Annotated in this window: 20 protein-coding genes and 2 pseudogenes; 12 read left to right on the top strand and 10 right to left on the bottom strand. The window is 43.8% G+C overall.

Going from position 1 to position 19,719, the window contains the following annotated elements; genetic code table 11:
• Positions 1 to 44: 44 nt before the first annotated feature.
• Positions 45 to 1,605 (bottom strand): ISKra4-like element ISMpr2 family transposase gene (locus tag LYNGBM3L_RS37365; RefSeq protein WP_193374720.1). Its coding sequence is split into 2 segments (ribosomal slippage): positions 45 to 641 and positions 643 to 1,605, totalling 1,560 coding nucleotides; the frame shifts between segments, so codons are not numbered across the junction.
• Between the two features lie 600 nt (positions 1,606 to 2,205).
• Between LYNGBM3L_RS37365 and LYNGBM3L_RS50010 the strand changes: the two genes are divergently transcribed.
• Together LYNGBM3L_RS50010 and LYNGBM3L_RS29440 are read left to right on the top strand one after the other, a co-directional pair.
• Entirely contained in the window at positions 2,206 to 2,403 is a 198-nt protein-coding gene (locus LYNGBM3L_RS50010) for a cryptochrome/photolyase family protein (RefSeq protein ID WP_008190035.1), read from the top strand.
• Positions 2,388 to 3,101: pseudogene (locus LYNGBM3L_RS29440) on the top strand (cryptochrome/photolyase family protein); the annotation flags it as partial. The gene LYNGBM3L_RS50010 and the pseudogene LYNGBM3L_RS29440, both read left to right, overlap by 16 nt.
• A 26-nt stretch (positions 3,102 to 3,127) precedes the next feature.
• On the opposite strand, the gene LYNGBM3L_RS44545 reads toward LYNGBM3L_RS29440, so the two are convergent.
• On the bottom strand, positions 3,128 to 3,280 hold the full coding sequence (locus tag LYNGBM3L_RS44545; RefSeq protein WP_154659953.1) for a hypothetical protein: 153 nt from the start codon (positions 3,278 to 3,280) through the stop codon (positions 3,128 to 3,130).
• Between the two features lie 662 nt (positions 3,281 to 3,942).
• On the opposite strand from LYNGBM3L_RS44545, the gene LYNGBM3L_RS29435 reads away from it, so the two are divergent.
• Together LYNGBM3L_RS29435 and pth are read left to right on the top strand one after the other, a co-directional pair.
• Positions 3,943 to 4,167 carry a DUF2811 domain-containing protein gene (locus LYNGBM3L_RS29435; protein WP_044495303.1) on the top strand — a complete coding sequence of 75 codons (225 nt, stop codon included), beginning with the start codon at positions 3,943 to 3,945 and terminating at the stop codon, positions 4,165 to 4,167.
• Positions 4,168 to 4,379: 212 nt separating this feature from the next.
• A complete protein-coding gene (pth, locus tag LYNGBM3L_RS29430; protein ID WP_008190027.1) occupies positions 4,380 to 5,024 on the top strand; it encodes an aminoacyl-tRNA hydrolase in 645 nt (214 codons plus the stop codon).
• Between the two features lie 119 nt (positions 5,025 to 5,143).
• Here pth and LYNGBM3L_RS29425 read toward each other — a convergent pair whose 3' ends face one another.
• Positions 5,144 to 6,430, bottom strand: coding sequence for a Sll1247 family protein (locus LYNGBM3L_RS29425; RefSeq protein ID WP_008190025.1), 1,287 nt, complete (start codon positions 6,428 to 6,430; stop codon positions 5,144 to 5,146).
• Between the two features lie 332 nt (positions 6,431 to 6,762).
• Here LYNGBM3L_RS29425 and LYNGBM3L_RS29420 point away from each other — a divergent pair, with 332 nt between their 5' ends.
• Positions 6,763 to 8,136 (top strand): UDP-N-acetylmuramoyl-tripeptide--D-alanyl-D-alanine ligase, encoded by a 1,374-nt coding sequence (locus LYNGBM3L_RS29420; protein ID WP_008190024.1) that lies wholly within the window; start codon positions 6,763 to 6,765, stop codon positions 8,134 to 8,136.
• Between the two features lie 22 nt (positions 8,137 to 8,158).
• Here the strand turns inward: LYNGBM3L_RS29420 and dapF are convergent, their stop codons facing one another.
• Complete coding sequence (gene dapF, locus LYNGBM3L_RS29415) at positions 8,159 to 9,010, bottom strand: diaminopimelate epimerase (RefSeq protein ID WP_044495301.1); 852 nt, start codon at positions 9,008 to 9,010, stop codon at positions 8,159 to 8,161.
• 202 nt (positions 9,011 to 9,212) lie between these two features.
• Here dapF and LYNGBM3L_RS29410 point away from each other — a divergent pair, with 202 nt between their 5' ends.
• Positions 9,213 to 9,434: an Hfq-related RNA-binding protein gene (locus LYNGBM3L_RS29410; protein ID WP_008190019.1), complete on the top strand. Its 222-nt coding sequence runs from the start codon at positions 9,213 to 9,215 to the stop codon at positions 9,432 to 9,434.
• A 372-nt stretch (positions 9,435 to 9,806) separates the two neighbouring features.
• Here LYNGBM3L_RS29410 and LYNGBM3L_RS29405 read toward each other — a convergent pair whose 3' ends face one another.
• On the bottom strand, positions 9,807 to 10,880 hold the full coding sequence (locus LYNGBM3L_RS29405; protein ID WP_229414756.1) for a hypothetical protein: 1,074 nt from the start codon (positions 10,878 to 10,880) through the stop codon (positions 9,807 to 9,809).
• 195 nt (positions 10,881 to 11,075) lie between these two features.
• Between LYNGBM3L_RS29405 and LYNGBM3L_RS29400 the strand changes: the two genes are divergently transcribed.
• Positions 11,076 to 12,020: a M23 family metallopeptidase gene (locus LYNGBM3L_RS29400; protein WP_008190014.1), complete on the top strand. Its 945-nt coding sequence runs from the start codon at positions 11,076 to 11,078 to the stop codon at positions 12,018 to 12,020.
• Between the two features lie 730 nt (positions 12,021 to 12,750).
• On the top strand, positions 12,751 to 13,320 hold the full coding sequence (locus LYNGBM3L_RS29395; RefSeq protein ID WP_008190011.1) for a late competence development ComFB family protein: 570 nt from the start codon (positions 12,751 to 12,753) through the stop codon (positions 13,318 to 13,320).
• A 63-nt stretch (positions 13,321 to 13,383) separates the two neighbouring features.
• On the opposite strand, the gene LYNGBM3L_RS29390 is transcribed toward LYNGBM3L_RS29395, so the two are convergent.
• A complete protein-coding gene (locus tag LYNGBM3L_RS29390; RefSeq protein ID WP_008190009.1) occupies positions 13,384 to 14,109 on the bottom strand; it encodes a L,D-transpeptidase in 726 nt (241 codons plus the stop codon).
• A 185-nt stretch (positions 14,110 to 14,294) separates the two neighbouring features.
• On the opposite strand from LYNGBM3L_RS29390, the gene LYNGBM3L_RS29385 reads away from it, so the two are divergent.
• Together LYNGBM3L_RS29385 and LYNGBM3L_RS29380 are read left to right on the top strand one after the other, a co-directional pair.
• The gene (locus tag LYNGBM3L_RS29385) at positions 14,295 to 14,948 is read left to right on the top strand and encodes a sigma-70 family RNA polymerase sigma factor (protein WP_044495298.1); all 654 of its coding nucleotides are present in this window, start codon (positions 14,295 to 14,297) and stop codon (positions 14,946 to 14,948) included.
• Between the two features lie 207 nt (positions 14,949 to 15,155).
• A complete protein-coding gene (locus LYNGBM3L_RS29380; RefSeq protein WP_008190004.1) occupies positions 15,156 to 15,686 on the top strand; it encodes an anti-sigma factor family protein in 531 nt (176 codons plus the stop codon).
• Between the two features lie 82 nt (positions 15,687 to 15,768).
• On the opposite strand, the gene LYNGBM3L_RS29375 is transcribed toward LYNGBM3L_RS29380, so the two are convergent.
• A complete protein-coding gene (locus tag LYNGBM3L_RS29375) occupies positions 15,769 to 17,199 on the bottom strand; it encodes a protein adenylyltransferase SelO (RefSeq protein WP_008190002.1) in 1,431 nt (476 codons plus the stop codon).
• A gap of 133 nt (positions 17,200 to 17,332) precedes the next feature.
• Between LYNGBM3L_RS29375 and LYNGBM3L_RS29370 the strand changes: the two genes are divergently transcribed.
• Positions 17,333 to 17,584: a CRR7 family NDH-1 assembly protein gene (locus tag LYNGBM3L_RS29370; protein ID WP_044495296.1), complete on the top strand. Its 252-nt coding sequence runs from the start codon at positions 17,333 to 17,335 to the stop codon at positions 17,582 to 17,584.
• 147 nt (positions 17,585 to 17,731) lie between these two features.
• Here LYNGBM3L_RS29370 and LYNGBM3L_RS29365 read toward each other — a convergent pair whose 3' ends face one another.
• Positions 17,732 to 18,295: a DUF2854 domain-containing protein gene (locus LYNGBM3L_RS29365; RefSeq protein WP_008189999.1), complete on the bottom strand. Its 564-nt coding sequence runs from the start codon at positions 18,293 to 18,295 to the stop codon at positions 17,732 to 17,734.
• 319 nt (positions 18,296 to 18,614) lie between these two features.
• Here LYNGBM3L_RS29365 and LYNGBM3L_RS46200 point away from each other — a divergent pair, with 319 nt between their 5' ends.
• Positions 18,615 to 18,785 carry a hypothetical protein gene (locus tag LYNGBM3L_RS46200; protein WP_165691818.1) on the top strand — a complete coding sequence of 57 codons (171 nt, stop codon included), beginning with the start codon at positions 18,615 to 18,617 and terminating at the stop codon, positions 18,783 to 18,785.
• 140 nt (positions 18,786 to 18,925) lie between these two features.
• Here LYNGBM3L_RS46200 and LYNGBM3L_RS29355 read toward each other — a convergent pair whose 3' ends face one another.
• Positions 18,926 to 19,348, bottom strand: coding sequence for a response regulator (locus LYNGBM3L_RS29355; protein WP_008189993.1), 423 nt, complete (start codon positions 19,346 to 19,348; stop codon positions 18,926 to 18,928).
• A 190-nt stretch (positions 19,349 to 19,538) separates the two neighbouring features.
• Positions 19,539 to 19,719: pseudogene (locus LYNGBM3L_RS45275) on the bottom strand (hypothetical protein); the annotation flags it as partial.

Here is a 19,719-nt window from a genome sequence, read left to right as displayed (position 1 = left end):
AAATAATATGGGTGTGGCTCTTTTGGAAAGACGTTTGGTCAGGTTTAGAGAGGTATCGGAAGAGTAGGAGGAGCAGTAATAGAGCAACGAGCTTGAATTAGTCGTTTCATCAAAGGAAGGCCATCTTTGTACAAAGACAAGTGATTACGTTTATGCTCTTGCTTTAAGTGAAAGGGCCAATACTCTTGCCAATCACCGCTAACATAAAGCGAGCGCAGACGTAAAACCGCCTCAGCACCCATAAGACTCCATCTAGCCCCGGTAATGTCCATCCTGTCTTTGATTAAGTGACGACAAGCGCCCTCAATAACCCCAGTGGCAATGGGAAGACCAGCTTTCAAGTAATCGTGGTATTTGAGGTAAGCAGCGTTGTTGAGTAAATATCTGGCACACTTATCCACTGGCTGACGTTGTGATGCAGAAAGTTGGCGCTTTGTAGCGCTACCACGCATACCCCCAGCAACTGTACTCGATTTACCTTCAAGGATCAGCAGTAAACGTTTACTAACCCAAACTTCGGCTTGTTGACTAGTGTCCGAATAGAAGGCAAATGCAGCCTTCCACAGATACTCAATCACATGAATAATATCCAGGACAATCGTTAACTTGAGATGGTGTTCGCGAGCAAATTTTTTCAAAGCGCGATAATTGTGTCTTGTTACCATCGACCAGAGCGCAAAAACGCTTGTGTTGATTGGGGTCGCGGTGTAATGCCTCGTCAAAAGCTTCTTTTATAACAAGTGATGGTTCTTTAACTAAACTTGCCCAAACACGCTTACCGATTGGTTTGGGTCGTTTGATTTTTTTGTGTTCTTCTTCTGTGCTGACAATTTGTTGAGGTGTACGAACAAAAGGGTTGATGGTATAAACTGAAGCCACTGTTGCCATTCGCTTTGAATTGCGTTTTTCCCCCTTAGTTAATCGTTTATTTAACTTCTTGCTATTTGCCAGCGCTCTTTTTTGCGTGGGAGCACGTAAGTCTTCTGTACGCATGACAACACCCTTGCCATCCACACTAATAACTACTATTTCCCCCGTCTCCTTCAATTCAACCGATTGTGCTTGTTGATGAGCATAGAATTGATCAAAGTCACAAGCACTTTTATAAGCCAATTGTTCAACTTGTCGCTTACCAACTTTTGCGGCTGTTGTTTTCTGTATGATTTCGACTGTTTCGCCAAACCCTGAACGAGCTACTTCGACAGCCACTCGCTCTCTCAGTCCGTGGGAGTATTTTTCTACTGGTAGGTTTAACTCGGCATCGAGTGGGTTGAGGGAAGTTATTTTTCGTCCACCATAACCGATTCGATTGGCGATGATCGTGCCAAATATTGTTGTCAGCTTCCTTGTAAATCTCTTCTTATGGGTTCTCTTGGCTTCGTCGTTACCTAAGCATTCTCCTTCGATCTCGTCATCACTTCGTCTGTCGAAGTAACCTTGCAGCAGTCGTCTTAATAGTTCGTATCCGTTTTCAAGCAGTTTACTCTCTAATTCCCCATGTTGTAAACCGCAAACACTATCTGAACCCAGCCAGTCCACTATTTCTTCAAATAGCTCTCGCGCTTGTGAGAAAAACATGTCTTCATTTGAGATCGATGGTTGCATAGGTCCAAACTTTTCCTGAACTACTGCTGACTTTTTCAGCTGGTCACCCACCAGGAGGTATTGACTCAAACTATTACTCTGACTAATTTGTCAGTTTTACTGAGATCTAGTCTACCGTACTTTTAAAAGAGCCGCACCCAAATAATATGTAGAGCAGTTATAAACCAATTTATAGCTGCTCTATATAACTATTGTTTGATTGATAATTTTTCTAAAAAAACATATACAGCAGTTTGCAATTCAATTAGGTACAAATTTCTAGGTTTTTAGGGAGCAGGGACTGAGGCCGTGGGCCACGCGGGGCGCGTTCGGAGCAGGGAGTAGGGAAGAGGGAAGAGGGAAAACAATCCTGTGTACCTGATAGTTATGCAAACCGCCGTAAAAAAATAATTTTTAATAATCTCTGATTAATTTACCCATAAATTTTAATTAATAAGTGGAGAAAATTAATCTAATTTCCACTTTTTTTATATTTCCTATTCTCGATTCCCGATTCTCGATTCCCGATTCCCGATTCCCGATTCCCTAATTCCTAAAACTCAACACAAAAATCCCTGAGGTTATTGTATGATATCAAGACAGTAAAAAGCATCAGCCATAATGACTATCGGGATTTGGGTACTAGGGGATCAACTTTGGACTCAACAATCAGCGCTAAACAGTTGTCAACAAAACCATCAAAATACGCCAGTAATTCTGATTGAATCCCTAAGCTACGTCCAACAAAGACGTTACCACCGCCAAAAACTCGTATTCATTTGGTCAGCCATGGGCCACTTTAAAACCAACTCGACTTAAGCAGCACAGAAGGATTTATTCGTCAAGTCCTGGGTTGGCGGGAATATATGCACGGCATTTATATCTATATGAACCCTGACTACTCCCAAAGCAATTGGTTCAACCACACCCAGCCCCTACCTGACTTTTACTGGCATGCCGAGAAAACAGACATGAACTGTTTACTCCAAATTTTGAGTCAGGTTGAACGAACCGGTTACGCCCATCACATTCAGCGACTGATGGTGTTGAGCAATTTTGCTCTAATTGTTGGAGTTTCCCCTCAATCGATCTTAGGTGCGCTTTCCGTTGGCGAATTAAATTCGCCACGGGTCGCACCTGAAGAATGGTTTCATGGAGCCTTTATTGATGCCTATGATTGGGTCATGCAAACCAATGTGATTGGTATGGGTCAGTTTGCCGATGGCGGCATCCTAGCATCCAAACCTTACGCTGCATCAGCTAATTACATCAATAAAATGAGCGACTACTGCAGCAGTTGTGCTTACAATCCTCGGAAACGCTCTGGGGAGGGAGCCTGTCCCTTTAATTTCCTCTACTGGGATTTTCTCTGCCGCCACCGTGACCAACTCAAGGCTCAAGGCCGCATGAGTTTAGTGTTGTCTCACTTGAACAAAATCTCTGATCAAGACATACAACAAATCCGTGAAGAAACTTTTAGGTGGCGTAGATACAATATATCTGACAATATCACATAATTAGGTTAGAAGCAATTAGTCAGTGGTTATATTTTTTTTCCTTGTCTTGATGCAATAGCGAGTGGGGGAAACCACGGCAATAGCGAGTGGGGGGAACCACGGCAATAGCGAGTGGGGGAAACCCCCAAGACCGCGCTGCCTCCCCAAGACCGCGCTGCCTCCCCAAGACCGCGCTGCATCGCTGTTTTTTCCTTAAGGAGTCAACTTAAGAGTTTGTTAATCAAAGTAAACTAATTAATTAGGTGTTTCAATATACAATGACCCCATCTGTGGTCACCAGTTTTCCACCGCCAACGAAACTGTAAGAATTCTTATCGTTTGTCCCAACTTTCCCCCACAGATTCCCCACTGTTTCCACACAGAGCTTCAAGCTTTTCCACAGTTTTCCCATAGTTTTCCACAAGCTTCAACGGTGGCATTAGGTATTCCAGTTTTACTGGGGATTTTCCCGACTTAGTATTCCGCAGCAGTTAAGACCGCAGTTTATGTAAAGTTATGTAACAAAAAAGCGCCTCAAACCCTGATTATTTCGTATACATTTCGGAATTTCAACAAGAGTTGTAATATTTCGCAGCATTGACAAACCCACCCCATTTCAGATGAAAATGGTGCGACCAACCTATAAAAAAATTTGCTCTAAGCTAACCTACGCCCAGTAGCAGCGGTTAGCACGGACTACCCTAGCCGATTTGGGGATAGTTCTTAACTAAAGCAAGGGTGGCATCAAAATTCAGTGCTTCGGTGCTGGCTTGTCTTGGCTTTCTTGTAGCCAAGGCAGTTATCTGAAGTGCTTGAAATCAGGTGGCTTTTTCCAAAAATACCTTTATATGAAGAGGTGATTATGAACGCAACTGTAAGTATCCTGGCAGAAATCCCCGAAGACCTGCATGAGTCTCTCAAGCGCTACCTAGAAACCCATCCTAGCTGGGACCAAGACCGGGTCTTCACAGCAGCACTTTCTCTGTTTTTGCTCCAAAATGGTATTGGTAAGACCCCAGAAACCTCCCAGAGTTATCGCGCTTGTGCTCGTGTCTATCTGGAATCCTTATTTCAATATCCTGCTTAATTAATCCGGGATGGGGAAAGGTATAACGTGTTAAATATAACGTGTGAAATATAACATGTAAAGTATGACGTGTCAAGTTCAGCACCCATGCCTGCACGACTTCACCCTATTCCCCACTCCCCTGTTTATGATGTCCGGAAACATCGAGATCATAAACCGTAGGTAATGGGTTACCCATTACCCATTACCGATTACCAAAACGATTTTTGACCATGAGCACTATCGAAACAACCGGACAGATTATAATTCCTCAACTGATTGTGGGTTTAGGTAATCCGGAACCCAAGTATGATAAAACCCGGCACAATATCGGTTTTGAAGTGGTAGATGCGATCGCAGGTCGATTACAGATTTCAGGAAGCGAACATCGCCGGTTTCAGGGATGGTTTGGTCAAGGAATTGGACTAAAAGGAAATAAGCTAAGCTTGCTCAAGCCCCTGACATACATGAATCGCTCTGGACAAGCAATTCGGGCGGTGACTGATTGGTACAAGCTAAAACCTGAGTCAGTCCTGATCATTTATGATGATATGGACTTACCAGTAGGGCGTTTGCGTCTGCGCCTTTCTGGTTCAGCGGGAGGACACAATGGCATGAAATCCGCAATTGCCCATCTGGGTACGCAAAACTTCCCTCGCCTGCGGATTGGCATCGGCAAATCCAGTCAGAAGCCAGACACGATCTCCCACGTCCTAGGAAAATTTTCACCCCAGGAAGCCGAGTTAATGTCTGAGGTAGTCCAACTAGCAGTTGAGGCGGTTGAACTGTCTCTTAAGCAAGGTGTGGAAAAAGCAATGAGTCTCTACAATAATCGGAATCTAGCAACTATAGCAAAGGGAACAGGGAGTAGGGAGTAGGGAGTAGGGAGTAGGGAGTAGGGAGTAGGGAGTAGGGAGTAGGGAAGTCGGAAGTGGTAACAAATTCTGTGTACCTCATAGGTATGATAAACGCTATAGTTATAGCGCTACGCAATAACTTACATAATCTGATTAAGGCAGGAGATATCAGCTGAGCCAAAGTGTACACTCAAGGCAATATTCAAGTTTTCCAGAGACGGGACTAACCAGGGTACGCTGTTTCTGGTTTGGGACTCGTAGTGGTTAAACAAAATCGAAAATCGCTTTTCTAAATAGGGCTTGACTTTACGGCAGATCAATACAATCTTGAGCAATAGTCCAGTGGTAATGGTGGTTCCTATATTGCCAATCAAATCAACAAATGTATAGTGATGGGGGCGCTGAGGGCTTTCCACCACCAAAAAATTTAACAATTGACTACAGGTGCGCACCACCATAAATTCATTTGGCCTTTGGTAATCCCATTCAGACAAGGTGTTTTGCAAATGACTATACAACCGCTTGTTAAACTGTTGCTTCCCATAGGCCGGGTCAATCGAGGCAATCAAATATTCATATAAATCGTCCTTGAAGTCTTTGAAACAGGCTGTGTGCTGACTGTGGGTATGGAAGCTACGAGCAACATCTTGGTAAGTGTAAGACCCTTGCACTTTGCCAAAAAACTGCTTGAGAGCACTCGCCAACTCTCGTTCGGTCAGCAATGTGGGATTTGACACTGGTTGAATAATTCGTCTTGGAGTCCTGATCTGCCGATTTCGCATGACATGGGCGCATCGCACCTGATAGGTTACGTACTTAGATAAATCACACTCAAAGCGCCGTTGAACCCTAGCTTGAACTTGCCGGACAGTTTGCTGATATTCCTGAGAGCTGTCTTCACTGAGTAAGCAATGTTCATATAAGTAGGGATACCGCTGAATCAAATTTGCCACTCGCTTAGAACCATTAGAGTATAGAGGTGTATCACTCATTACTATGGATAGACGTTGCAAAGTTAGATATTGCTCTGTTCTTTTGAACAGCTGCATTAGTTCCCGCAGGCGTCTAGGAGCCCGAGAGTGAACCCTCATTGGAGACGGCACATGATCAAACAGAGCTACCAATTCTTGGACTGCTCTTCTGGTGTTTGGTTTCAGATGCCAGTGATTGATCAGAATATGGCAGCAGCGATTGATCACAAATCGGAACTCTGTCCGAGCCCGTTTATCCATTACTATCTTTTCCAAGGCCAACCAGATGTCAAAATCTTCGTATCCCACTCCATCCAGGAAGAGCCTTTTGAAGCGTTCAATTGATTGCTTGGGTGATTCTACCCTTACCCACTGGAGTAAGTGATTGTAAACTTGCTGCTCTTGCAAGCTAATATGTCGAATTTCCGATTCTTTAGAGTCTCTCCAGGTGGTCACTTTAGGTAGCTCTCCTAGGTGCTAAAGCTAGGGCTCATCAATGGTGGTTGGCTTGAGAAGATGAAAATTCAACTTTAAATGGCTTAGCTAACACAAAGAGAGTTTGGGGTATCACAATATATCTACGGCAGTAGATATATTCTAATGATCACCTAAACTTTAGGTGAGCTATTATAGTATTAGTATATCTTCATCTAGTATTTACCTAATTGTGCCAATCAGTGGAAATTGTGAAAATTAAGTAAAAACAATGTGAAATTTATTGAATTACCTGGAAAATAGAGCGTTTAGAGAAAACAGCACAATTAGGACACTGGGAGAACAATAAGGTTATGGTGTGTCGGCTTCTTGTAGGAAAATTAGTTGACATTCTCGCCGCCAAGACAGTAGGCATTCCAGAAAAAATCCTGGAAAAGTCATTCACTGGCATTACCACTGATACCCGTAACCTGGAGCCGGGTCAACTATTTTTAGCACTGCGGGGTGAAAAGTTTGATGGTCATAATTATGCAGCTCTGGCAGTAGAGAAGGGGGCATTAACGGTCATTGCTGAGGCGACTAACGCTAGCCAACTCGAAGGTTTGCCCCTGATTCAGGTAGAAAATACTCTCAAAGCCTACCAGCAAATTGCTCGGTGGTGGCGTGACCAGTTTCAGATTCCGGTGATTGCTGTCACTGGTTCTGTAGGCAAAACTACCACTAAGGAGCTAATCGCAGCAGTTTTGTCTACTAAAGGAACTGTACTCAAAACCCAGGCCAATTACAACAATGAAATCGGTGTACCCAAAACCTTGCTGGAGTTGACACCAGACCATGACTATGCTGTAATCGAGATGGCAATGCGTGGTTCAGGACAGATTGCTGAGTTGACCGAGATCGCCAACCCTACCGTGGGGGTTATTACTAATGTGGGTACAGCTCATATTGGTCTGTTGGGTTCTACTGAAGCGATCGCAAAAGCCAAGTGTGAGTTATTAGCCCATATGTCCAACAACGGTGTCGCGGTTCTCAATCACGACAATCAACGCCTAATTGACACCGCAGCTCAGGTTTGGCAAGGGCAAACCTTAACCTATGGTTTAGAGGGTGGTGATGTCCAAGGACAGTTGATTGCACCGGAAATCCTGAAAGTAGAGGGCATGGAGTTTCCCATCCCCCTCCCAGGTCGCCACAATGCCCTGAACTATCTCGCGGCCCTAGCCATTGGGAAATTATTGGGGGTGGATTGGGAAACCCTCAGGAATGGTTTAAACGTTGAGCTACCCCCAGGGCGATCCCAGCGTTATGAGTTACCTAACGATGTAGTGATTCTCGATGAAACCTACAATGCTGGAGTTGAATCTATGGTAGCTGCTCTCGAAATGCTGGCTCAGACTCCTGGGAAACGACATATAGCAGTACTTGGGGCGATGAAGGAATTGGGAACCCAATCCGGTGAACTTCATCAGCAAGTGGGTCAAAAGGTTGAGCAACTAAATCTAGATGGCTTGCGGATTTTGGTGGATGAAAGTGATCCAGAAGCGGAAGCGATCGCAACCGGTGTTACTTCGGTGCCAGTTGAGTCTTTCTGTGACTCTAATCCTCTAGTGGAACATCTACTGGAGTTTGTCCAACCTGGAGATCGTCTATTGTTTAAAGCCTCCCATTCCGTTGGTCTCGATCAGGTAGTCAAGCAGTTTAAAGCAGGATTTTCCAAGCAAGATTGATACAGAGCCAACAAATCTGGACTTATCCCCAGATTGGCGATAGTTTACCGCTGAAAACTTGCTCAGCTGGCCCAGTCATGTAAACTCGCTGGTCGGTTTCGGACCATTCAATGTCGAGACAACCACCAGGAAGCTCCACGGTACAAATGCGATCGCTTTTCTGAGTTAACACACCAGCTACCACAGAAGCACAAGCCCCCGTGCCACAGGCGAGAGTTGCCCCAGCACCCCGCTCCCAAACCCGCATCTTGAGATAATCAGGGCGCACCACTTGGATAAATTCTGTATTGGTTCGTTGGGGGAAAACTGAGTGATGCTCAAACAGCGGACCAATAGTTTCCAGAGGTATGGCATCCGCATCCTCCACAAAGGTGATACAGTGAGGATTACCCATACTGACACAGGTAACCTCCCATAATTTGTCAGCTATTTCGATCGGGGTATTGATTACCTTTTGGTCAGCCTCTGCCAAAACAGTCGGAATTTGAGCTGCACTAAGCTGGGGCATGCCCATATCCACCCTGACTTTACCATCGTCCTTGAGTTCAGGAATGATCACCCCAGCCAGGGTATGGATCCGATAGTGTGTTTTGTGATTAGCCCCCTCTAAATCAGCCAGAAACTTTGCTAAACAGCGAATCCCATTACCACACATCTCTGGTTCAGAACCATCAGAGTTGAAAATCCGCATCGTATAGTCAGTACCCTCTTGTCCAGGCAGGGCAAAAATCACACCATCTGCACCGATTCCAAAATTGCGATCGCATAGCTGTAGCGCTTGCTCTGAGGTTATTCTGGGTTTTGGGTCATCCCGATTATCAATCAGAATAAAGTCATTCCCCAGTCCATGGTACTTTGTAAACTCCATAGTCAACCTCCTGATTCATCTGCTCTGGCGCAATGGTAATTCTTTTGCAGCCTTTTGTTTAAGTTTCGCGAATTTTCGTCGATTTAGCTACCGACTGATTAAAATACTTTTTCTGATTATGCTGCCCAAAATCCCAAAAACCCTCCTGGCCAAGTATGATTGGTTATGATTGGTAGGGTTCCCAAACATCCCACGATTTTTTGTGATTATGGCCCAATTCGATACCGGCTTGCCCAGTATTAGTCAAATTCAAGGCTATATCAAAGACCAACAACTCCTAGAGCTAAAACTTCTCACTGGGGATTCCTTCAGGGGGAAGTTGTGCTGGCAAGATCAAAACTGCCTGTGTCTGATCACTCAAGATCAGCAGACCATCATGATCCCTCATCATGCGATCGCTTATCTAAAGCCAGAGGCAGCTGAAGGCTGAAGGCTCAAGGCTCAAGGCTCAAGACTGTTCGCCGGATAGCCTTCGGTTTAGGGTAGGCTGAAATGGGTTTATTGGTGGATCAAGGTTAACTAAAAACTTGATCCACAACCAAGCATTACCCTTCAACCTTTTAGAATTTAGAATTTAGAATTTAGAATTTAGAATTTAGAATTTAGAATTTAGAATTTAGACTTCTGGCTTCTACCTTCTGCCTTCTGCCTTCTGCCTTCTGCCTTCTACCTTCTGCCTTCTGCCTTCTGCCTTCTGCCTTCTGCCTTCTGCCTTCACCATTCTACCTTCTTAATTCTGCCTTCTTAATTCTACATTCTAAATTCTGCATTCTACATTCATACTTCGTACTTTATTTTTGATTTACAACTTATAGCTTAGTCCAGTCAGTAACAATATAGTTGCAATAATACAGCCCAAGCATCCCAGGGCAAGATTAGTCATATTTGATTGACTTGCTGATGCTAGGGCTGTATTGAGATCCGGTGAAGTTAGACGTTCATAGTTTTTTATTGCTACATTAGCTTCTGGTAAAGAAGAGATCAGACTACCAATAAAATAATGTAATCCCACAAAAACTGCTGAGCCCAACCACTGACTTAATACTGAACTATAGAGTTCCGTATACGCCAAAAATAAGGCATTTAAAATATAACATAATACCGTCAGTGATATAGTACCTAAAATAAACTTCCACCAACTTGACTCAAAATCTTCCTCAGTTATATCTTCAAATAATCCTGGGCGCTTAGTTTTCAAGTTATTTTCAAAATACACAAATATACCGATCCCAATTATACAGATAAACACTCCGATTAATAACCAGTGCCATGTTCTCAATGGGATGTCTTCTGATAAATAATTAAACTGAAACCCTCCCGTTAGGCACCAATAGGCTACACTGGCAAATCCAAACATAGTTAAAGACATGATTGAATGCCAAACAACCAACTTTTTTTCACTATTCATTAGAGTAAGTAGACTTAAGATATTATTGAAATCCCTCTTAAAAAACCACTTAACTAAAACAAATAATGGAGCAACAATAAACATAAGATAAATGTTGGCAAAATTGGAGCCTAGTGGGGTAGCTATCCCTCCTAGCCTACCTAATCCCAGTGAGACAAGCATTAAAAGTAACTCAGGATTATTGGTACTTGAGTTAATCACCAAGGTGCGTTGCTCGCGCCCTAAATAGTCACCAGCAAGACCCGCTGCACAGCTCACCATCAAGTCAGTGGTGTAGGGAATTAACCAAAAGCAAAATGTTACGGCTGTAATTAAAGAAATCACCAGGAATGGGATTTCACCAATGAAATCATGGAGCTTGATGATCCAACTGTCCATTAATTTAAACCTCGACTTAGTTTGGCAATCGTGAGTTACCCTTAAAAAAACTATTTCATAGTTTGGTATTGATTGATATAGAGCATCCATCGACCGAATTAGCCTAACCGTTAGTGTGATAGACTATCGACCTTAGTTAGATGTCCTTTTATGATGGCACCTGGCTCAAGATTCCCGGTCCCGTTCATCTGCAAACTAGATGGAATTGGAAACACACTGGGCTAAATGATAGTCTATGCCCTAGTAGCTAAAGAGTAAAAATCTTAGTCTAATTTGTATAAGTCAGTGAAATCACTATCCTCTCATGGCTCACTATCAGGGCTAGAGCACTATTCTCCTTCTAGTCCCACCCCACTTCTGAGTGCAAAGCACCTTGCAAAAGGTCTGATTAAAACGACAGCAATAGCCCTGGCATCGGGTTTTGTAGCCCTGTGCCAACCAGTGCAAGCTTTACAGGTACAAGTTCAACCAGACAATCCCCAGTTAGGCGATACTTTGTCAGTGGTAATTCAAACCGAAACAGTCGGTTCACCACCGAGCGTTTCTATGGGTCAAAAGACCTATCCTACCTTTGCAACAGGGACAAATCGTTATCGAGCTTTAGTACCCACTACACCATTAGATAAACCAGGAAAATTGGTTTTGCGGGTGGCTGGTGATGGTAAAGTCAACAACATAGCTGTACCACTTAAGAATCGCTCTTTCCCTGTCCAACGCATCTGGCTGTCTGGCAAAGCCTCTGCCCCAGCAACCCAATTTGAATTAAATCGGGTTGCCCAGTTTAAAAAATTAGTGACACCAGAAAAATTCTGGAATGGTAAGTTCTATAGACCCAACAATGCTCGTGTCTCCAGCGTTTTCGGTATTCGTCGCTACTACAACGGTGTCTTTGCTAACAACTACTACCATCGTGGTGTTGACTATGCCGGTGGCTTCGGTTCACCAGTAGTAGCACCAGCAGCAGGACGAATAGCACTAGTAGGACGAGAGTCTCAAGGTTTCCGGGTTCATGGTAACACCGTAGGGATTAACCATGGTCAAGGGGTACTCAGTATTATGCTGCACTTGAGCCAAATTAAAGTTAAAGAGGGGGATTTCGTTCAAGCTGGCCAGGTCATTGGTAGCATTGGTTCTACAGGTGCTTCCACTGGTCCTCATCTACATTGGGGTCTCTATGTTCACGGTCAGTCGGTTGACCCAGTACCCTGGAGATGGGAAGGTGTAAATTGACTTTCCGCCAGCCCATCACTTAGCTAAACCGCGAGAAGCCCCGCACTTTACCTTCATTGGGTAAGTGTCGTATGGGAAGCGCGGGGCAAGGGTCGGAACGTCGAAATGCCAATGGGCTATACTAGGGACAGTAGGGAAAACAAATTAAGAGCTAACCGCCACCTACTAGCTAAACATAGAACGAGTTGTATTGTTCCGGCGCGGAGGGGCATCCCGTGTCGTTAATAAAGTAACCCGTGTAACCGAATCGTTGGATGGTGTTGGTAAGAAGCCCGCGCTGTACCGCGCTTGTCAGCGTCGGGAGTATGTCACCTGGATCACCTATACTATAACTAAGCCAGCACATTTGATATCATAGATAAATCTAAACATCAAGGGTAAAGGTTAAAGGTTAAAGGTAACCGGCAAGAGCGAACAATTTTCTTTCCTCTTGCCCTTTCCCAATTAGTTAGCTGTTAACTTGTCCTTCCTTTAGGACTTAGTCGTTATTTACCATTACTCAATAAATTCCTCGTGTTTGCAGTTAGTCATGGGCTAAAGCCCTATGCCTCACTTACTCCTACTCTTTTTTTGATTTTACTAGGAAATTCCACTAACCACTCACTTCCCTTCACGAAATTCCCCAGATTCATCTATCGGGATCAGCTTAATCAGATCAAGACGAAGCTAAATTCCTAGATTATACTATTAATTATTTTAACCATTAAACCAATAGCTATTCAATCTACTCATGAGAATTGAGCAAATTATAGAAAAAGCCTTGAAAGATGGGTACTTAACTCCCCTGATGGAGAGTGAGGTCGGTCGCCTTTGTGACACAGCTTCGGAACTCTCCATTGAAGAATATATGGCATTAGACAAACTGATGGGGGCGCTTCTATCTGGTGAAGTGGTTACAGTTGCTCGCAAGCAGTTTATCAATGTCATGGAAGAGTTGGTATTAAGCGAAGCAATTGATCAAGTTACCAAGATAGAAGACAAGAGCGATCGCTTTCTGGAGGTAGGAGATATTGCTGCCTATGCCCTCAATAGACTGCCCCCTCTCTATGCTACTACCGAGAAAGGTGCTCAATACCAGCGTAAAAGAGCAAAGCAAGACCTAATGGATTTAATTAACCATCAAGTCAAGGATGCCATAGCCAAATACCTAGAGCGACCTCATTTTGGCGCTGATCGCCAAGCAATCCGCAAACAAACCAGCAAAGATCTGATGGGACAGATTAGTAACATGTTAGAGGGCTGTGCACCAGGCTTTGAGCCAAAGCCTCAGCGCTCAAATGGATTACATGGATTACGTTGAGTCATTGTTAACATGTGATGTTTAAAAAAACATTTTAAAGTATAATTTTTACAACTGAAATGTTTAATTCCTGACAATGACTGGTGTTCCTAGACTGACCTGCTCATACAACTGTTTAATATCCTGGTTGAGCATCCGTAAGCAGCCGTGGGAAACCGCTTTGCCGATTAGCTCTTCTTCATCAGTGCCATGAAGCCCGATTTGATGGTGCCCGTCAGACCAAAAACCAATCCACCTTTCTCCTAAAGGATTATCAGGTCCAGGAGGTATGAGTTCACCAGTAATCGGTTCTTTCCAAATAGGGTTGGGTTGTTTGCGAATAATTTTGAAACTGCCAGTGGGTGTATCCCAACCTGGTTTACCAATAGCAACTGGGTGGCTCTGGAGCAATTGTTCTCCCCAGTACAAGTAAACCGTAGTATCACTCAAATCCACAACTACCTGGTAAGTAATAGCAGCAATTGCGTCAGTAAAATAAGAGGTGGCTGGTAAAACCTTGGGAATTTTTGATTTCAGTCTCTTTGGCGTTACCTGAGGTTCTACCAGATCTGAGGCTGTCTTTTCGGATGACAACGGTTCCAGTTCTGGGTATACTGAAGAGGTTTTTGTCAACGTCTTATCTGTACTGAGTCCTGCTATGGTCAACCGAGAGGTTGCTGGCAAGACCTGGCTAATTTCAGGTGTAAGTTGCTTCAGCTTAAGCTGTGGTAGTTTAGCTGAGATTAACAATCCTGCTGACCCAAAGCAAAAGATCATTAAGCTGGTGTTAATTGAGTGGATTATGGCCATAATTAATTTAATTAATAGTTAATTAATAGGTAATGACTAGTTAATTTAATAGTTAATTAGCTGTTTACTGGCTCAGTCCACTACGAGCGTGAAAATGTAAGATAGACTAGTGCTCGATGAACGGGAACCAATCGCAGAAGTTGGGAGTCAATGAGAGGAAGAAAGTTTTAAAAGCTATTCCAATCATGAGCCAACCAATTTCTCTATCCTGGTCAACAGAGGTAAAGCTTCCTCAAGTGCCGGTGCAACCTGAGAAACTCTCTAACTATGATTTGGTTTTACGCTGTCAGGAAGGTATGAGTCCTGACCGCACAGCCTTTGCTGAGCTACTACGTCGGTATCAGTCCCACGTGGACAAGATTTTGTATCACTTAGCACCAGACTGGCAAGATCGCTCCGATTTAGCCCAAGAGGTCTGGATTAGGGTTTACCGTAATATTAAACGACTTAATGAACCAGTCAAGTTCAAAGGTTGGTTAAGCCGTATTGCCACCAATCTGTTCTATGATGAGCTCCGCAAACGCAAGCGGGTAGCCCACCCCCTGTCTCTGGATGCACCACGTCATATGGATGATGGCGATATGGATTGGGAAATTGCTTCAGCAGAGCCTGGTCCAGAAGAAGATATGACGACCAGAGAGTTTTATGAGCAACTGCACAAGGCAATATCAGAGTTGCCAGAAGTGTTTCGTACTACCATTATCCTTAGGGAAATCGAAGGTATGGCTTATGAAGAAATTGCTGAAATTACTGGCGCTTCTCTCGGAACCGTTAAGTCTAGAATCGCTAGAGCAAGAGCGAGATTGCAATCTCACCTGCAAGCTTATCTAGATTCCTAAACATCAGTATAGTTACTTAATAATATATCAAATTTTTACAAGGCTTGCGTGAGTCAGATCTTTATCTAAAGCGCCGGATTTAACAAGACAAGCTTAATCAGATCTTTATCTAAAGCGCCGGATTTCCTTTATTGGTTATTCCCTTAAAATAAAAAATATCGGAGATCTAGTGTGGGGAGTTTACGATGACTCGTTGGTGATGAGAAAATGACCTCTAAATTTAACCCTGATAACAATTATGGGCAGGAATCTGCCAAAGATATGGATTCCCTCAAACGCGATAGCTTTCAATTAATCAGTGCTTACGTTGATGGGGAAGTAACATCAGCAGAGCGCTCTGAAGTCCAGCAGCTATTGGCAACTGACCCAGATGCCAAACGATTATACAATCGACTGGTGATGCTACGTCAGGCATTCCGAACCATGCCCGTCCCACCAACAGAGCAACCAGCTCAAGAACTGGCACAGCAAGTTTTCTCAAAAATTGACCGCCGCCGGAATCGCCGAAAATTTGTTTGGGGTGGTGCCACCCTTGCTGCCATGTTTGTCGGTGCAGTTTCGATGATTGTGCCTAATGGCTCGTCACCAGAGCTAAAGATAGCGGAGCAAACAGAACCCCTCAGGATTGCTGTGAATCGACCGCTGCTTGAGATACCTAAAGCTCCAGTGTCATCTCCTAGACCGGCTGGGATTATACCAGAACTTAAGGGAAATGTCAATAATCCTAATTTGAATTAAATTAACTTAAATGGGATAAATAAATGGGATAAATGGTTCTTGCCTCGGCTTGGAACTAATCGCTATTTCAGTTTTTACTATTTCAGTGTTTAGCTTGTAGTTTGCTGATCAACTCATAAAACGGCTCCCAATTATCTTCCTGAGTAATTGGCTCCCAAACTGCCTCAATCACAGGTCTAAGTAAAGCAGTTTGCGGATTCTTATCTCGCAAAAGTGCTGACATATCCTTGAGCTGATCAACTGATAAATTTTGTAAAAGGTGGTGGTAGAAATTGCGCCAATCTGCTAGGGAGGAATACTTAGCATCTGACTCCCAAAAGGATTCTCGGCTCATTATCTTACTAACATCATCTCGCCAACTCTTATCAAACTGTTGGGCTAATTCAGCAAAGAAAGCGTGATAACCCACCTGAGTATCTTGCAGGAACTGAATCGTTAACCTCAATAACTCTGACTCTTCCGATTCTGGCAACTGTTCAAATCCCAGTTTATTCAGCATCAAGTGCCGATAATTGCGGTAATAATGTTTCCCAAACTCGGCTAAACCTGCTTCCATCTCCGATGTTGGGATTACCATCCCTAACGGTTGCTGAAGCATTTCTAAATTTAACTGACAAATTCCAGGCTGATTGCCGTAACTATAGCGCCTGTAATAGTCAAAGTAAGCAGCGGTAAACTTAGGGTCATAGGTGGGGATAAAGGCATAAGGTCCATAATCAAAACTTTCTCCAGTAATCGACATATTGTCGGTATTTAAGACACCGTGACAAAAACCCGCTGCCATCCACTGGGCTGCCAATCGAGCCACTCGTTCCACCAACTCGGCGTAAAACTGAGCATACTGCTCTTGTTTCTTATCCTCCCTGAGGGGGATGATGGCTGGGTAGTACTGCTCAATCACATGGTCTAATAGCTTTTTGATTAAATCCGGACGCTTAAAGTAATGCAGTCGCTCAAAGGTACCAAACCGGATATGGGAACGGCTAAAACGTACTATCACTGATGAGCGAGTTGGAGAGGGTTCATCACCCCGCCACAGTTGCTCACCAGTTTCAATCAGGCTCAGACAACGGGAGGTCAAAACGCCAAGATTGTGCAACGCTTCAGCTGCAAGTACTTCCCGCACCCCTCCTTTGAGGGTCAGTCTACCATCGGCAGTTCGGGAGTAGGGTGTGGTGCCAGAGCCTTTGGTACCGAAGTCGTAAAGTTCCCCATCGATACCTCTTACTTGACCATAGAGAAAACCTCTGCCATCCCCTAGTCTAGGGTTATATTCACCAAATTGATAGCCGTGGTAGCGCAGGGCTAAAAAGGGTCGAACTCCCTGAAATTTACCGAAAGCTTGGATAAAGTCTTGGTCGTTAGTGTCTTGGGGATTTAACCCAATACGGGGTAGCAATTGGTCGTTACGAAACCGCAGGATATGCCTGGGAAATTCTGCTGCTGCTACTTCGTCAAAATAGTCATATCCCAGGGATTCTAAAGCTGGCTCGTAGTTGAGAGAAAGGAACATATCGATCAGGGCTTCTTAGCTCTTAGGGAATAGGTTGGCAAAGGAATAGTTTTTTTATTCACCACAAAGACCCAAAGAATGATAAACCATCTAAGATTGTTAACGAAGGAAGAAAGCAGATTTGATCTAAGATATGCCTAATTCTATAATGTTCCAGGAAGATGGGTATGTAGTTCTCGAAACGAATCAACCAGAGGTGATTCTGACTCCAATGGAGTTAAAGTCAAAGTTAATGGCAATCTTGGCAAATCGTCAGGATGATTTGCCCAGGGATTTGCAGCATTTGACCTCTTTGGAGGAGCAAGGACAGTATTTGATGGAGACCAGCTGTGAATTAGATGTAGGACCTGGAGAGTATTTACAGTGGTATGTAGTCCGCCTGTAGAAACTATACCGGCAACAGAACAGGAGCGCTGAGCGCCGATGTCTAGGCAAGAACTCGGCGCTCAGCGTGACGGGTTGGTATATGACCGACTGTTTGAAATCAGAATCCCCGTCTAGGTAACAGCGGGGAGCTTTAAAGGTAAGGTCTTTACACGCTGGTGCTTTCTTCGGGCATTGCCACTAGTGCTACATCCACCTGGTCTTCTTCAAGTTGGGTTAAATCTACTTTAATACCAGGTCCAAAGAATTTTTCCAGTTTTTCCTGCTTTTTGAGCCAAGTCTCAAAAGGAATTAGTGGGGAGTCAAATTCGAGAATTAAGGCATAAGCACCATCCACCGAAGTTTCTCGTAAACCCATCAACACAGGTCTTTCTTCATCAGTAGGAGATAAACCCAGGCTTTCCAAGGAACTATCTAGATGGGCTTCTTGACCATAACGATATCGCGTTACGTCTTTGCGAATTTGATTTTGGATTGGGGTGGCGGTTTCCTCTCGCAGCGTCAGGACTTCAGGAATTGTTGGTTGGCTTAATTCTACAGGCTTTAACTCCGCAGCTTTGAGGGCAAGACCTCCTAGTAGAATTGGAATTCCGTAAAAGAATCCCACTAGATTCACTGTAGCATTATCGGTGGCGTAGGCAACAAAGCCGATTACGGTCAGTAATCCACCAATGACTAGACCTAAAGTTCCTAGGGAAGTTCGGGGTAACATTATTTAGCTATGTAACAGAAATAACTCCAGTTTTATTATCCTAGAGCGCTGGTCAAGTCATAGAAGTTGACAAAATGACCGATATATGGGTTAAAGTAAAATTCCTCCACTCCTATCCCCCCTATTTCCCCTATACCCCATTGACAGATCATCAAATTGACCCAATACTTCATTCTGACTTAACCGATATTCCAGACTCTGGCTAAGTCAGAATGAAGTAATAAATGCACCCAGTCTTTCTCTGACATACTTTATTCCCCTTTTTATGGGAAAATTTGATCGTTATTATAAAATTGTTGTAGACAAGAGACAGCCAAAAATGGAATTGGAAAAAATTAAGGAGCGAATTACCTTAATCACCAGTAAACGGGAATCCTTGCTACGGCTTCTGGAGCAACCAGATTTGGGAACCCTCCGAATTGATGTTAATCAAGCCCTAGAAGAACTCGATGACCTAATCGATGAATTTAAGCGTACTTTCCCGGAATAAAAAGGCTAACTGATGCCTCAAACAATTGGCGTTGCTGATTAATGGAATAATTGAAGGTAATTAGGTAATAGGGAAATCAGCCCACTATAATAATTGCATAATTCCTTAGTTTAGCAGCGCGTTATTCTAGTTTTCGTTTCTCAGCTGATTTTAGCTAGTGGTTCTAGATGGTTAAGTTTACTGCTGCCCATTTTCCTAACTAAATTAATTAGATCTGAAGTGGCAACATCTTTCCTACAAAAGATATCAACGGGAGCAGTTTGGCTCATCACTTCAATTTGGGGGTCTTCTACTGAAGAGTAGGCAATGATTTTAGTGTCTGGCTCTAGGCTTTTGATCCGGGTGGCTGCACTTAGACCATCCATCATAGGCATTTGTAGATCAAGTACAATCACATCCGGGTGATGGCACTCTACCATATCAATGGCTTCTTTCCCGTTACTAGCAAGAGCAACTATCTCAATATTCTCCTGAGCCGAAAATGCTAAATGAAGGCTATATCGAGTTAATTCATGGTCGTCAACTACTAGAACTCGCAAGGCAGGATGCTCACAGGACAACATAGGAAGACGCTGATCATTGTTTGACTTTTTCAGTCTAATAAGTTAGATTGTAAAATTTTATCTACCTTTCGAGATAATCAACTCATCATTTCATGAATTTATTACATTGACGACAATACCAATTTACATTGATACGTAGAACCTGATGTGACATACTCCCAACCTTGCCACCCTGACAGGGGTAGGTTTTTTACATTTGGGTCAAGAGTCGGGAGTCGGGAGTCGGGAGTCGGGAGTCGGGAGTCGGGAGTCGGAAGTCGGGAGTCGGAAGTCGGGAGTCGGGAGCGGTGCGACCCGTGGCGAATTTAATTCGACGACTGTAAGCGCACTCCCTGGGAATCGGGAGTCGGGAGTCGTCAGAAGCGGGAGAT

The organism is Moorena producens 3L (assembly GCF_000211815.1).
GTDB classification, from domain to species: domain Bacteria; phylum Cyanobacteriota; class Cyanobacteriia; order Cyanobacteriales; family Coleofasciculaceae; genus Moorena; species Moorena producens.
This window is presented reverse-complemented; position numbering and strand designations above follow the sequence as displayed.